At 68.0% G+C, this 13,344-nt stretch carries 12 protein-coding genes; 7 read left to right on the forward strand and 5 right to left on the reverse strand.

From position 1 onward, the window contains the following. Positions 1-31 precede the first annotated feature (31 nt). Together AB0O71_RS02100 and AB0O71_RS02105 are read left to right on the forward strand one after the other, a co-directional pair. The gene (locus tag AB0O71_RS02100; protein WP_363741316.1) at positions 32-1,357 is read left to right on the forward strand and encodes a hemolysin family protein; all 1,326 of its coding nucleotides are present in this window, start codon (positions 32-34) and stop codon (positions 1,355-1,357) included. Further along, positions 1,354-2,400: a hemolysin family protein gene (locus AB0O71_RS02105; RefSeq protein WP_363741319.1), complete on the forward strand. Its 1,047-nt coding sequence runs from the start codon at positions 1,354-1,356 to the stop codon at positions 2,398-2,400. Before AB0O71_RS02100 ends, AB0O71_RS02105 begins: the two co-directional genes overlap by 4 nt. Before the next feature lie 55 nt (positions 2,401-2,455). Here the strand turns inward: AB0O71_RS02105 and AB0O71_RS02110 are convergent, their stop codons facing one another. The 3 genes from AB0O71_RS02110 to AB0O71_RS02120 all read right to left on the reverse strand — a co-directional run bounded on the left by AB0O71_RS02110 (position 2,456) and on the right by AB0O71_RS02120 (position 5,763). After that, positions 2,456-3,040 (reverse strand): hypothetical protein, encoded by a 585-nt coding sequence (locus AB0O71_RS02110; RefSeq protein ID WP_363741322.1) that lies wholly within the window; start codon positions 3,038-3,040, stop codon positions 2,456-2,458. Positions 3,041-3,152: 112 nt separating this feature from the next. Beyond that, positions 3,153-4,358 carry a homoserine O-acetyltransferase gene (locus tag AB0O71_RS02115; protein ID WP_363741324.1) on the reverse strand — a complete coding sequence of 402 codons (1,206 nt, stop codon included), beginning with the start codon at positions 4,356-4,358 and terminating at the stop codon, positions 3,153-3,155. Between the two features lie 79 nt (positions 4,359-4,437). After that, positions 4,438-5,763, reverse strand: a complete 1,326-nt coding sequence (locus tag AB0O71_RS02120; protein WP_363741327.1) for a bifunctional o-acetylhomoserine/o-acetylserine sulfhydrylase — start codon at positions 5,761-5,763, stop codon at positions 4,438-4,440. 168 nt (positions 5,764-5,931) lie between these two features. Between AB0O71_RS02120 and AB0O71_RS02125 the strand changes: the two genes are divergently transcribed. Continuing rightward, positions 5,932-6,705: an SDR family NAD(P)-dependent oxidoreductase gene (locus AB0O71_RS02125; RefSeq protein WP_363741329.1), complete on the forward strand. Its 774-nt coding sequence runs from the start codon at positions 5,932-5,934 to the stop codon at positions 6,703-6,705. Continuing rightward, positions 6,706-7,404 (forward strand): uracil-DNA glycosylase, encoded by a 699-nt coding sequence (locus AB0O71_RS02130; RefSeq protein ID WP_363741332.1) that lies wholly within the window; start codon positions 6,706-6,708, stop codon positions 7,402-7,404. Here AB0O71_RS02130 and AB0O71_RS02135 read toward each other — a convergent pair. Beyond that, on the reverse strand, positions 7,375-8,826 hold the full coding sequence (locus AB0O71_RS02135) for an amino acid permease (protein ID WP_363741335.1): 1,452 nt from the start codon (positions 8,824-8,826) through the stop codon (positions 7,375-7,377). The genes AB0O71_RS02130 and AB0O71_RS02135 overlap by 30 nt on opposite strands. 109 nt (positions 8,827-8,935) lie before the next feature. Next, entirely contained in the window at positions 8,936-9,880 is a 945-nt protein-coding gene (locus tag AB0O71_RS02140) for an arginase family protein (RefSeq protein WP_363741338.1), read from the reverse strand. Positions 9,881-10,102: 222 nt separating this feature from the next. Here AB0O71_RS02140 and hutH point away from each other — a divergent pair, with 222 nt between their 5' ends. From hutH to AB0O71_RS02155, 3 genes are all read left to right on the forward strand, one after another. After that, a complete protein-coding gene (hutH, locus tag AB0O71_RS02145; RefSeq protein WP_363741341.1) occupies positions 10,103-11,677 on the forward strand; it encodes a histidine ammonia-lyase in 1,575 nt (524 codons plus the stop codon). Positions 11,678-11,712: 35 nt separating this feature from the next. Further along, positions 11,713-12,504, forward strand: coding sequence for an IclR family transcriptional regulator (locus AB0O71_RS02150; RefSeq protein WP_363741343.1), 792 nt, complete (start codon positions 11,713-11,715; stop codon positions 12,502-12,504). Between the two features lie 161 nt (positions 12,505-12,665). Beyond that, a complete protein-coding gene (locus AB0O71_RS02155) occupies positions 12,666-13,247 on the forward strand; it encodes a 50S ribosomal protein L25/general stress protein Ctc (protein WP_363741346.1) in 582 nt (193 codons plus the stop codon). Positions 13,248-13,344 lie beyond the last annotated feature (97 nt).

Below are 13,344 nucleotides of genomic sequence, written 5' to 3' on the forward strand. Positions count from 1 at the left end.
CGCGGCACATCGTCTTCTGCGGGAGCCGTCGATGAACGACTGGATCCTCCTGCTCATCGGCATCGTACTGACGTTGGGAACGGGCATTTTCGTCGCCTCCGAGTTCTCTCTGGTGGCGCTCGACCGACAAGATCTGGAGCGCCGCCGCACGGCAGGCGAGCGCGGACTCGACCGGGTGATCCGAGGCCTCTCGCGCACCTCGACGCATCTCTCGAGCGCTCAGCTCGGCATCACGTTGACGACGCTGCTCGCGGGCTACACGCTCGAACCCGCGCTGAGCAACTTCCTCGACGGTCCGCTCGGAGCCCTCGGAGTGCCCGAGGATCTGCGCCGGGCGATCAGCGCTCCCATCGCCGTCGCCGTCGCCACGGTCTTCTCGATGATCGTCGGTGAGCTCGTGCCCAAGAATTTCGCGATCTCCCGGCCGCTGGCGACGGCGCGACTCGTGATGCCGGCTCAAGCCGCGTTCACCACGACGCTGAAACCGGCCGTGATGGTGCTGAACGGCAGTGCGAACGGCATCCTGCGCACGATCGGCATCGAACCGCAGGAGGAACTGTCTGGAGCGCGATCGGCCCAGGAGCTCTCGTCGCTGGTGCGCCACTCGGCGAGCGCGGGACTGCTGGAGGCCGACACCGCGACGCTGCTCGACCGCACACTGCGCTTCTCAGAGCTCTCTGCCGGTGACGTCATGACGCCGAGGCTCAAAGTCGAGAGTCTGCAGCGGCTCGAACCCGCGAAGGCGGTGCTCGAGCTGTCGGGCCGCACCGGTTTCTCGCGGTTTCCCGTCATCGATGAGGATCGCGACGACATCGTCGGGGTCGTGCACGTGAAGCAGGCGGTGGCGGTGCCGCGCGCGAAGCGCGACGAGGTGCCGGTGGCCGCACTCATGGAGGACGCGGTGCGCGTTCCCGAGACGATGCACCTCGACCAGTTGCTCGAGGAGCTGCGCGCGAGCGGCTTCCAACTCGCGATCGTGGCCGACGAGTACGGCGGCACCGCCGGGATCGTGACCCTCGAAGATCTGGTCGAGGAGATCGTCGGCGAGGTCGCCGACGAGCACGACCGTGCCGCGGCCGGAGTCGTCGGCACTGCCGAGCAGATGAGCTTTCCCGCCGATCTGCGCCCCGACGAGGTGCGGGAGCAGACGGGCGTCGAGATTCCCGAGGATGATGCGTACGACACCGCGGCAGGCTATGTGCTGCACGAGCTGGGGCGGATCCCCGTCGCAGGCGACGCAGTCGATCTGCCAGACGGCGGAACGCTGCGCGTGATGCGCATGGACGGACGCCGCATCGCTCGGCTGCACTACTCGAGCCCGCCGGCGCGGTCGATGGGCGAGGGAGAAGGCGCATGAGCGACTGGGTAGGAATCGTATGGTTGGTCGTGCTGCTCATCGCCAACGCGTTCTTCGTTGGCGCCGAATTCGCCGTGATCTCGGCGAGGCGCTCGCAGATCGAGCCCAAGGCTGAGGCCGGTTCGAAGCGGGCTCAAACGGCGCTCTACGCGATGGAGCACGCGACGCTCATGCTCGCGACGAGTCAGCTCGGCATCACGGTCTGCTCGCTGCTGATTCTCAATGTCTCTGAGCCCGCGATCCACCATTTGCTCGAGGGGCCGCTGCACTGGACGGGCATTCCCGAGCAGGCCGTGTCAATCGTGGCGTTCGTGCTGACGCTGGTGGGCGTCTCGTACCTCCACGTGGTATTCGGCGAGATGGTGCCGAAGAACGCCGCGTTCTCGATGCCCGACCGCGCTGTGCTGCTCTTGGCGCCCCCGCTCGTCGCAATCTCCCGTCTGCTGCGCCACATCATCGCCGCGCTGAACGCCGTGGCGAACGGAGTGCTGCGATTGTTCGGCGTCGAACCCAAATCGGAGACCAACAGCACATTCACGCTGGAAGAAGTGGCGAGCATCGTCAGCCACTCGACCCGAGAGGGCGTGCTCGAGGATCGCAGTGGCGCGCTCTCCGCGGCGTTCGAGTTCACGACCAAGCGGGCTCAGGATCTGCTCGTCGCTTCGGATCGGCTGGTCGTGCTGCCCGAGGGTGCCACGCCGGAGGACGTGGAGGCCGCGGTCGCGCGCCACGGCTTCTCCCGGTATCCGATCGCGGACGAGAGCGATGAACTCGTGGGATACGTGCACATCAAGGATCTGGTGCGCCTCGGAGAGGATCGCATCGCACAGCCGATCCCGAGCAAGCGCATCCGCGATATGGAGTCGGTGCACGCCGGAACGGAACTCGAAGACGTGCTGGCTCGGCTGCAGGGCAGGGGCATTCACCTCGCGCGCATCCACGACGACGCCGGATCGGTGCTCGGCGTTGTCTTTCTGGAAGACATCATCGAGGAGCTCGTCGGAGAGATCCACGACGCCACGAGACGTCAGCGCTTCGCCTAGAGCGCGCCTGAGCGCTCGCTCGCGCTCCAGGACCGAACGGGCGAAGACCCGGGAGCTACTGCGCCGTGAGCACGAGGTGCGCAGAGATCTCGTCGAACGGGAGACCCGCCGTTGAGACGAGCAGGTTGTCGGGAATCGCAAAGGTCACGTCGAACTGCGCCTGATCCTCGCCGAGCTCGGTGGGCTTGAGCTCGACGCTCGTATTGGGCTGGGCCAGACCGCCCACCGACAGAGTGCCCACGGAGGTCACCGTCTCCTCGATGTCGTCGCGCACCAGCATCGTGGGCTTGGTCTGCACGTATGAGGCCTCTGGCATGTCGTCGATGACCACCTGCAGCTCCGCCGACATGATCATGCCGTCGCGCACGACCATGGTGCCGGTCGACGAGATCCGCTCTCCCAGCGCTTCGTGGAGCGCGGAGGAGCCCAGGGGTGCGATGAGGTTGATCTCGGTGACGTCGTAGGTGCGATCGACCGGCACCGTGAGCAGGTTCGAGTCGGGAGCCGCCCGGAGTTCTGCAGCGTTGGCGTCGTGCTCCACGGATGGAGCACAGCCGACGAGGCAGAGCGGAAGCGCCGCCGACACGGTCGCGACGACTCCCAGAGCGCGCCAGGAAGAACGCGCGTGCACGATAGTCAAGCTGAAGCTCCTCTTCCGGTGACGCAGAGACCCGGCGGTTGAGCCGGTCATGGTATGTGGAGAGACTACGTCCGAAAGGTGGGAGGGCCCCGTGTGGCCCCTGCGAGGTCGCTCAGGCAGCGAGCAATCGCCGCAACTGCGCGCCCACTCGTTCGAATTCGATCAAGAACGCATCGTGGCCGAAGGGCGACTCGATACGGGTGGCGCGCGAGCCGTCGAGACTGCCGGGAGTGTGCCGGGCGATCTCGTCCTGGCCTGCGAGCGTGAAGAGCCGATCGCTGGGAATGCCGAGTACCAGTGTCGGCAGGTCGATGGTGGAGAGCGCGGCACGCACGCCGCCGCGCCCGCGGCCGACGTCGTGCGAGTTCATCGCCTGGACCAGCGTGACGTAACTGTTGGCGTCGAACCGGCGGGTGAATTTATTGCCGTGGAAGTCGAGGTACGACTCCACCGCGAAGCGACCGCCGCCCCCGAGCGGGCTCACCGCGGACTGCCAAGCACGCCCGAACCGCTCGTCGAGCTCAGTGTTGCTCCGGTAGTTGAGCAGCGCGAGTCTGCGGGCGGTGGCCAGACCGTGGTGCGGGCCCACCCCGTCGGGGGCGTCGTAGTAATTGCCGTTGCGGTAGAACGGATCCGAGCGAATGGCTTCGAGCTGCACAAGATTCAACCCGATCTGGTCGGCCGTCGTTACCGGGGGTGCGGCGATGACGGCAAGGCGCGCCGCGCGGTCGCGGTGGGAGATGCCCCACTCGAGCGCGTGCATTCCCCCCATCGAACCGCCGATGACGGCCTCGAAGCGCTCGATGCCGAGTGCATCGGCGAAACGCGCGGCAGCGGAGACCTGATCCCGGATGGTGAGAAAGGGGAATCGCCCGCCCCATTCGCGGCCTGTCGGATCGAGGGATCCGGGCCCGGTCGATCCCTGACACCCGCCGAGCACATTGGGAGCGACGATGCAGTAGCGATCGGTGTCGAGCGGCCGACCCGGTCCCACGATCTCCGACCACCAGCCATCGGTCGGGTGCCCCGCCGCTGCAGGTCCGAGCAGATGACTGTCGCCGGTCAGCGCGTGGAAGACGAGTACGGCATTGTCACGACGCTCGTTGAGCTCACCGAACGTCTCGTAAGCCATGCGCACGTGAGGGATCGTGTCGCCGGCTTCGGTCGTGAGCTCACCGATCGAGACGAACGAGCGCTCGCCCACGGCATCGCCGTCCCGCCAGCCGCCCGAGATCGGCGGCCGTCCCATCAGTGCACGCAGCTGGGCGTCAGTGATGAAGTCGGTCGGGAACGAATCCTCGGGGGTCTGCCAGTCCATAGGCACCTATTCTGTCGTGGGAAGTGAGCCCGGGGGCGAATGTTACGCGCCGCATCCACCCCCGCTCGCTGCCCCGCTGCTATGCGTTCGCCGCCGACTCCGCGACCACCTTGCGGGCCGCTGCAAATCCCTGCTCCAGGTCCGCCTTGATGTCGTCGATGTGCTCGAGACCGACCGACAACCGCACGAGGCCGGGGGTCACGCCCGCGGTCAGCTGCTGCTCCGGGGTGAGCTGCGAGTGCGTCGTGGACGCCGGGTGGATGATCAGGCTTCGCACGTCACCGATATTCGCCACGTGGCTGAAGAGCTCGACGTTCTCGACCACGGCTCGGCCCGCGTCGACGCCGCCCTTGAGCTCGAACGCGAGCACTGCGCCGACGCCCTTCGGCGCGTACCGGTTCGCGGCGGCGTACCACGGGCTCGAGGGCAGGCCGGAGTAGTAGACCGTTGCGACGTCGTCGTGCGAGTCGAGCCACTCGGCGACCTCTTGCGCGTTCTGCACGTGACGCTCGACGCGAAGCGACAGCGTCTCGATGCCCTGGAGGAGCAGCCACGCGCTGAGCGGAGCGATGGACGAGCCGAGATCGCGCAGCAGCTGCACGCGCGCCTTGATGATGTAGGCGATCGGGTCGCCGACCGCGCCGGTGTAGCTGACGCCGTTGTACGACGGGTCCGGCTCGGTGAGGCCGGGGAACTTGTCGACGTGCTTCGACCACTCGAAGACGCCGCCGTCGACGATGACGCCGCCGAGCGTCGTGCCGTGCCCGCCGAGGAACTTCGTGGCCGAGTGGAGCACGATGTCGGCCCCGTGCTCGAAGGGACGCACGAGGTAGGGGCTCGCAACGGTGTTGTCGATGATGAGGGGAAGGCTGTTCTCGTGCGCCACATCGGCGACGGCCCGGATGTCGAGCACGTTCGAGCGCGGATTCGCGATCGACTCGGCGAAGAACAGCTTGGTGTTGGGGCGCACGGCTCGCTGCCATGCGGCGGGATCATCCTGATCCTCCACGAATGTGACCTCGATGCCGAGCTTGGCGAGCGAGTACTTGAAGAGGTTGTAGGTGCCGCCGTAGATCGAGGCGGAGGAGACGATGTGATCGCCCGAATTCGCGATGTTCAGCACCGCGAACGTCGAGGCGGCCTGTCCGCTCGACAGCAGCAGGGCAGCGGTTCCCCCTTCGAGGGCCGCGATCCGCTCCTCGACCACGGCCTGCGTGGGGTTCGTGATGCGCGTGTAGATCGGGCCGAGCTCGGCCAGCGCGAATCGGTTCGCGGCCTGCGTCGTGTCGTCGAACACGAACGAGGTGGTCTGGTGAATCGGCACGGCGCGTGCCCCGGTCTCGTCGGGCTGCTGCCCGGAGTGGATCTGCCGGGTTTCAAAACCCCAGGCGCTCTGGTCGGTCATGGTGACTCCTCGGTGAGTTGGTTTCGATGTGCGAAGTGAAAGGCGGTGTGGTCCGAGCGTACGAGACGCCCATCGAGGCGGCAATGGACGCAGACGTATTGCGTAACGTGTGTCGCATGCCGCGGTGCATCGCTAGGCTCGAAAACAGGCCGAATGGAAGAGGGGCGCATGCAGCGACGGGTCGTGGTGACAGGAGCGAGCTCGGGAATCGGGGCAGCGACGGTGCGCAGGTTCGCCGAGCTCGGGTGGGAGACGGTCGCCGTCGCCCGTCGAGCTGATCGGCTCGAAGCGCTCGCCGCCGAGACCGGAGCGCACGTGGTCGTGTGCGACGTGACCGATGAGGCGCAGGTCGCGCGGCTCGCGGCCGAGGTCGCGGCGAGCGGCGGCGCGACCGGGCTCGTGAACAACGCCGGCGGCGCGTGGGGCACCGAGTCCGTCGAGCGCGCCTCGAACGACGACTGGCGACGCATGTTCGAGGTGAATGTGATCGGGCTGCGCTCGGTGACGGCGGCGATGCTGCCGGTGCTGCGCGAGGGGGCCAGGCGTTCAGGGTGGGCTTCGATTCTGAATCTGACCTCGACGGCCGGCCACGATGCCTACCCGGGCGGCGGCGGCTACAACGCGGCGAAGTACGCGGCGCACGCCGTCACGAACGTGCTGCGGCTCGAACTCGGCGGCGAACCCATCCGCGTGATGGAACTGGCGCCCGGTCTCGTGCACACGGAGGAGTTCACGCTCAATCGGCTTCGCGGCGATGACGAAGCCGCGAAGAAGCCCTACGAGGGCGTGATCCCGTTGCGCGCCGAAGACGTCGCCCGCGTGCTGGTCGGCGCGTTCGAACAGCCCCCGCACGTGAACCAGGACCTCATCGTGCTGCGGCCCGTGGCGCAGACCAGCGTCTTCCATACGCACCGCGGTTCGCTCACCGCCAGAGGCGAGTAGATGGCGCCCGCTGTGCCGACCGGACGCATGGCCGCGGACTGGGCGGCTGCGCTCGATCCCGTGGCTGAGCAGCTCGCGGCCGTCGAGCGCTTCGTCGAGGCGGAGCGGTCGTCGGGTATCGAAGTGCTGCCCGCGGGAGATCGCGTGCTCGCGGCCCTCGAGCGTCCGATGGCGGATGCTCGCGTGCTCATCGTCGGCCAGGATCCGTACCCGACGCCCGGCCATCCGATCGGACTGTCGTTCGCCACGTCGGCCGAGGTGCGTCCCCTCCCGCGGAGTCTCAAGAACATCTACCGCGAGCTCTCCGATGATCTCGGGATTCCTCCCGCGGCCCATGGCGATCTCACCGCCTGGGCGGATCGCGGAGTGCTGCTGCTCAATCGCGTACTGACCGTGCGCGCCGGCGCCGCCGGATCGCATCAGCGCCGGGGCTGGGAGGCGGTCACGGCGCGTGCCATCACCGCGCTCGCCGAGCGGGGCGGGCCGCTCGTCGCGATCCTCTGGGGGAAACCGGCGCAGACCCTCGGCCCGTTGCTCGGCGACGTGCCGCGCATCGAGAGCGCGCACCCCTCACCATTGTCGGCTTCGCGCGGATTCTTCGGCTCGCGGCCCTTCAGCCGCGCGAACGCGGCGCTTGCAGAGCAGGGGGCGGCGGCGATCGATTGGTCGTTACCCGCGTCCGAGCCGGCGCTCTTCTAGGGTGCGCGGGCTCGAAACCACGCCGATGGGCTCCGTGTGGTCGACGAGACGATGCGGCTCGCGGCCGGCGCCTCGTACGAACGCGAAATAGCAGGCGGTCAACAGCGCGACCCACACGAGGCCCACCCAGAGCGCCGGCCGCGAGTCTGGCACGATGCCGACGAGCACGATGACGCAGACGATGAAGGCGACGGTGAGCCAGGATGCGGCGGGCCACAGCGGCACGGGGAACTCGCTGGGGAGCCGCTGCTCGCGAGCGATCTCTGCTTTCATGCGGATGTGAGCAATGAGGATCACCAGCCACACCAGTACCGTCGCGAACGTGGCGAGCGCTCCGAGGAGGAAGAGCACCTGGTCGGGGTACCAGTAGTTGAGCACCACCCCGACGAGGAGCCCCACGATCATGGTGGCGACGGTCATGATCGGCACGCCGGAACGAGTGGTGCGGGTGAATGATCGCGGCGCCTGCCCTTGCTCGGCGAGCCCGTGCAGCATGCGACCGGCGCCGAAGATGTCGGCGTTCATCGCTGAGAGGGCTGCTGTGATGAGGATCACGTTGAAGACGGCAGCTGCCGCCTGGAAGCCGATCGACTCGAAGATGGAGACGAAGGGGCTCGTCTCGCCTGTGATATCGACCCACGGCTGGATGCACATGATCACGCCGAGGGTGAGCACGTAGAAGAGCAGGATGCGGATCGGCACGGAGTTGATGGCTTTCGGGAGTACCTGTTTCGGGTTCTGCGCCTCTCCGGCTGTGACGCCGATGATCTCGATGCCGCCGAACGCGAACATCACGATCGTGAATGAGGCGATCAGACCCCAAATGCCGTGCGGCATGAATCCACCGTGATCGACCAGGTTCTGCGGCCCCATCTGCTCGTGACCGTCAGCCCCGAAGCCGAAGAGGATGATGGCGACGCCGGCGACGATCAGCGCGATGATCGCGACGATCTTGATGAGGGCGAACCAGAATTCGAGTTCTCCGAAGACCTTGACGCCGATGAGGTTGATCGCGGCGATGAAGCAGACGACGGCGAGCACCCAGATCCACTGCGACACGTCGGGAAACCAGAAGCGCATGTAGACGCCGATCGCGGTCGCGTCGAAGACCGCGACGAGAAACATCTCGAAGGCGAACGTCCACCCGACCAGAAAGCCCGCGAACGGGTGGATGTAGCGCGAAGCGTACTGCCCGAAGGAGCCGGATACGGGGTGCCGCACCACCATCTCACCGAGTGCGCGCATCACCATGAAGACCGCGGCGCCTCCGATGATGTAGGCGAGGATCACTGCGGGGCCTGCGGTTTGGATCGCGCCGGAGGAGCCCATGAAGAGACCGGTTCCGATTGCAGAACCGAGCGCCATGAACCTGATGTGCCGCGCGGTGAGGCCGCGCTGCAGGCCGGAATCGGGTGCGGTCATGAGAAACATCCTTTCGTCATTGAACGGGATTCTGGAATTTCGGGCGCGCTCATTGAGCTCGTGCACGCGGGACAGCGCTGGGGCGAAGCGGAGTGGCGCGCGGGGCGGGTCAGCGCCCGAGTCGTCTGGCGAGTCCGGCGGCGGCTTCGAGCACGAGGAGGGCGGCGAGTCGCACGGTGCGGCCATCGGGTGCGTCAGCGGCCGCATCGACCTCTGCGATGTCGATGCCGCGCACTCGCGGGTCCGACGCCAGGAGGCGCGTTGCGCGGCGGAGCTCGTGCGCCAGCAGGCCGCCGGGAATCGACGCGGGGCACCCCGGCGCGACGGAGCGATCGCACACGTCCACATCGAGATCGACGTGAATCGGGCCACCGCCCGCGCCCGCGATATCGAGGGCTTCCGCGACGATGTCGGGCAGGGGGCGGTCGTGAAGCTCGTCTCGATGGATCACCGTCACGCCGAGATCCTTCGCCCGCTGCCGGTACGCACGGGAATTCGCGAAGTCGGCGATGCCGATCTGCACGATGCGGTGGGGATCGAGCCCGGCTTCGATCAGGCGTCGCACGGGAGAACCGTTGCTGCGTCCGTCTCTGAGGTCGTGATGCGCGTCGAAGGTGATCAGGCCGGCGTGCTCGAGCCGCTCTCCGGCAATGCCGAGTGCGGCGGGGACGGTGAGCGCGTTATCGCCCCCGAGCGCCACGACGAGCTCGGCCCGTTCGGCGAGAGCGGCGATGAGACCGGCCGCCGCACGCTCGCCGGCCTCGGAGTCGGGATCAGAGCAGTCGCCTGCGTCGACGATGCGGAGGGCCTCATCGAGCACCACTTCGGCCTCGCCGCCGCGGTGACCCGGCTGGGCATGACCCACCGCGTGGCTCGAATATCGCCGCAGGGCTTCGCGGACCGCGGCGGGAGTCTCGTGGGCATTCGACGGGGAGAGCGAGGTGCGCGAGGTGGGGACGCCGATCAGTGCGAGGTCGATGCGGCCGCCGGTCTCGGGGGAGGGCCAGCCGCCGGTGCGCGGCCAAGACGGGTCGTGTGCCAGTGCGGTCGTCATGGGCGTCTCCTTGTGGTCGGCGGGTGCTGCGGGGAACAGGTGCTCAGGCGCATGGCGCGAACGGCGGTGCTGACACCAGTCTGGAGTGATGCCGAGCGTGTGCGCAGCACCGGCGCTGAGCAATGCGTCCGGGATTCCGGATGCGCCATGCGGTCCGGGATCCCAGACACGCGCATGCTGCGCGTGCTGGTCGTCGGGCACGCCATGCGGTGTGATCGAAGCATGACAGCTTCAGATTCCGCACCCGTCGTGCTCGGCGACGCGCCGCTCGCCATCGCAGACGTCGTCTCGGTCGCCAGGCACGACGCCCGTATCAGCATCTCCGAGGTCAGCCGTGAGCGCGTGCAGGCGAGCCGCAAGGTTATCGAGGACCTGGCGAACGACAGCCGGCCGCACTATGGAATCTCCACGGGCTTTGGCGCGCTCGCCAAGGTGCAGATCCCGGTCGAGAAGCGCCAGCAGCTGCAGCGCAGCCTGATCCGATCGCACGCCGCAGGCGCGGGATCGGAAGTGGAGCGCGAGGTCGTGCGCGCGCTGATGCTGCTCCGGCTGAATACCCTCGCCAGCGGCCGCACCGGCGTGCGACTCGAGGTCGTCGAGAGCTACGCCGCGATCCTGAATGCGGGGATCACCCCGGTCGTGCACGAGTACGGCTCGCTCGGGTGCTCGGGAGACCTGAGCCCGCTCGCGCACTGCGCGCTCACCCTGATGGGAGAAGGCGATGTGCACACGGCGGCAGACCCCCAGGGTGCCCCGGTACCCGCCGCTCGTGCGCTCGCCGAGGCGGGCATCAAGCCCCTCGTGCTCGCGGAGAAGGAGGGGCTCGCGCTGATCAACGGCACCGACGGCATGCTCGGAATGCTCTGTCTCGCGCTCACTGACCTCGCCCACCTGCTGACGATCGCGGACGCCGCCGCCGCCGCCTCAGTCGAAGGCCTCACGGGCACCGACGCGGTGTTCGCTGCGGACTTGCACGCGCTTCGCCCGCACCCCGGTCAGGCGACCTCCGCGGCGAACATGGTGCGCGTGCTCGCGGGCTCCCGCTTGGTGCAGCGACCGCGCGAGGGCGAGTTCACCCGAGTGCAAGACGCGTACTCGCTGAGGTGCGCACCGCAGGTGCACGGCGCCGCTCGCGATACCGCCGCGCATGCAGCCCGCGTCGCAAGTATCGAACTCGTCTCCGCGATCGACAATCCCGTCGTTCTGCCCGATGGGCGCGTCGAATCCAACGGCAACTTCCACGGCGCTCCCGTCGGGTACGTGCTCGATTTCCTCGCCATCGCCGTGGCAGATGTCGCGAGCATCTCCGAGCGGCGCACCGATCGCTTCTTGGATGTGGCGCGGAACCACGGGCTGCCACCGTTTCTGGCGGCCGACGCGGGTCTCGACTCCGGGCTCATGATCGCGCAGTACACGGCTGCGGGGATCGTCTCGGAGCTCAAGCGTCTCGCGGCTCCGGCATCGGTCGATTCGATACCGTCTTCGGCGATGCAGGAGGATCACGTCTCGATGGGGTGGGCCGCCGGGCGCAAGCTGCGCCGCTCCATCGACGGCCTCGCACGCGTGCTCGGCATCGAACTGCTTGCCGCGACGCGAGCCCTCGACTTCCGGGCGGCAGAAGGATTCGGCGATCCTGCGCCTGCGACGGCAGCGATCCACGAACTCTTCCGCACCCGCATTCCCGCGCCCGAGACCGACACCTTCCTCTCGCCGACGATCGCGGCCGCGAACGACCTGATCGTGAGCGGCTCCGTCACCGCCGCGCTCACGAAGGCGCTGGGCGCGCCGCTCGACTGAGCCGTACGAGGCATCGAGCGGATAGGCTGCGCAGGGTGAGCACCCCGAAGGTTCCGGCGGCCGACCAGACGCTGCGGATTCTGAGCCTGCTCGCCGGCTCCCGCGGCCCGCTCGCCGCAAGCATGATCGCGAGCAGGCTCGACCTGCCGCGCTCGACGGTGTACCACCTGCTCGACACGCTGCAGGAGCACGGCTTCGTGATGCATCTGCCAGAGGAGCGGCGCTTCGGTCTCGGCATCGCGGCGGTCGAGCTGAGCTCGGCGTATGCGCGCCAGGAACCCCTCGCGAGGATCGGACGGCCGCTCCTCGCCGCACTCGTCGATCGCGTGCGCCTCAGCGGGCATCTGGCCGTGCCGCACGGGCGCGACGTGCTCTACGTCGTCGAGGAGCGCGCTCCCGGGTCGCCGCCGCTGGTGACGGACGTCGACGTGCGGCTGCCCATGCAGGCGACCGCGAGTGGCCGAGCGATTCTCGCCGCGCTCCCGAAAGCCCAGGTGCGCGCGCTCTTCCCCGACCGCGATGCATTCGTGCACCGACACGACGACCCCGATGGCATCGACCGCTATTCGCGATTGCGGAGCGTGCTCGACGCGACGCGCACCCGTGGCTACGCGCTCGAAGAGGGCTCGGTCACTGCAGGATTGTCGTCGATCGGTGTGGCGGTTCCGGATCACCGGGGGTGGCCCGTCGCGGCGATCGCGGTGACGTACCCGGAGGGAGCGGTCGAGACCGAGGTCGCCGCAGCGCTCGCCGCCGAGGTGCACGCCGCAGCGACGACTCTGTCTGCGCGGATCCACGGGCGCAACGCCTCCTCGCGGATGGTGTAAACTCGGAGGCTGTACTTCGGCGAGGGGCCTGCGAGCCCGTGATCGACGCGGGACGGACTGCCTCAGCGGGCCATCTTGCTGCGTGAATAGCGCAAGTGCGAGACACCAATCCGGCGGCCAGACCGCCCTCATTGGGCGAGAGCCCGCAAGGAGAAATCACTATGAGCGAGACCAGTCAGCTCGTCGGCCACGCACGCGAGAGCTTCGGCAAGGGAGCGGCGCGCAAGCTCCGCGCCGCCGGTCAGACCCCGGCAGTCGTGTACGGCCACGGTTCCGATCCGATCCACGTGTCGGTCGACACGCACCCGCTCAGCCTGATCATCCGTCATGCGAACGCGCTCATCGAGCTCGACATCGCGGGCAAGAAGCAGCTCGTGCTCGTCAAGGATGTGCAGAAGGATCCGGTGCGCCAGATCATCGAGCACATCGACCTGATCGTGATCCAGCAGGGCGAGACCGTCGAGGTCGAGGTGCGCGTGCACGTCACCGGCGAGTCCTTCTCCGGCACGAACGCTCTGCAGGAGCTCAACAGCCTGCACCTGAGCGCTCCGGCTGCGTCGATCCCCGACAGCGTCGAGGTCAGCGTCGAGGGGCTCGAAGAGGGCGCCCAGATCCACGCGGGCGACATCGCCCTGCCCGAGGGCGCGACGCTCCTCGGCGATCCCCAGCAGCTCGTCGTGAACATCGTCGTGCCGCGCGGCGCTGCCGAGGACGAGGACGAGACCGCAGAGGCTGCGGAGTAACCTCCACACGATTACGGGCCCGTCGGCTCGGCGATGCGTCGCCGGCCGACGGGCCGTTCGTCTGTTCGGGCGAGTGTCTGCGGCGGCTGCGATGATG

It is taken from the genome of Leucobacter sp. NPDC077196 (genome assembly GCF_040687075.1).
Lineage (GTDB): Bacteria > Actinomycetota > Actinomycetes > Actinomycetales > Microbacteriaceae > Leucobacter.

Coding starts and splice junctions, on each gene's coding strand:
- AB0O71_RS02120 (WP_363741327.1), bottom strand. CDS start 5,763: ATGACCGACCAGAGCGCCTGGGGTTTTGAAACCCGGCAGATCCACTCC.
- AB0O71_RS02115 (WP_363741324.1), bottom strand. CDS start 4,358: ATGGACTGGCAGACCCCCGAGGATTCGTTCCCGACCGACTTCATCACT.
- AB0O71_RS02105 (WP_363741319.1), top strand. CDS start 1,354: ATGAGCGACTGGGTAGGAATCGTATGGTTGGTCGTGCTGCTCATCGCC.
- AB0O71_RS02125 (WP_363741329.1), top strand. CDS start 5,932: ATGCAGCGACGGGTCGTGGTGACAGGAGCGAGCTCGGGAATCGGGGCA.
- AB0O71_RS02130 (WP_363741332.1), top strand. CDS start 6,706: ATGGCGCCCGCTGTGCCGACCGGACGCATGGCCGCGGACTGGGCGGCT.
- AB0O71_RS02140 (WP_363741338.1), bottom strand. CDS start 9,880: ATGACGACCGCACTGGCACACGACCCGTCTTGGCCGCGCACCGGCGGC.
- AB0O71_RS02135 (WP_363741335.1), bottom strand. CDS start 8,826: ATGACCGCACCCGATTCCGGCCTGCAGCGCGGCCTCACCGCGCGGCAC.
- AB0O71_RS02155 (WP_363741346.1), top strand. CDS start 12,666: ATGAGCGAGACCAGTCAGCTCGTCGGCCACGCACGCGAGAGCTTCGGC.
- hutH (WP_363741341.1), top strand. CDS start 10,103: ATGACAGCTTCAGATTCCGCACCCGTCGTGCTCGGCGACGCGCCGCTC.
- AB0O71_RS02100 (WP_363741316.1), top strand. CDS start 32: ATGAACGACTGGATCCTCCTGCTCATCGGCATCGTACTGACGTTGGGA.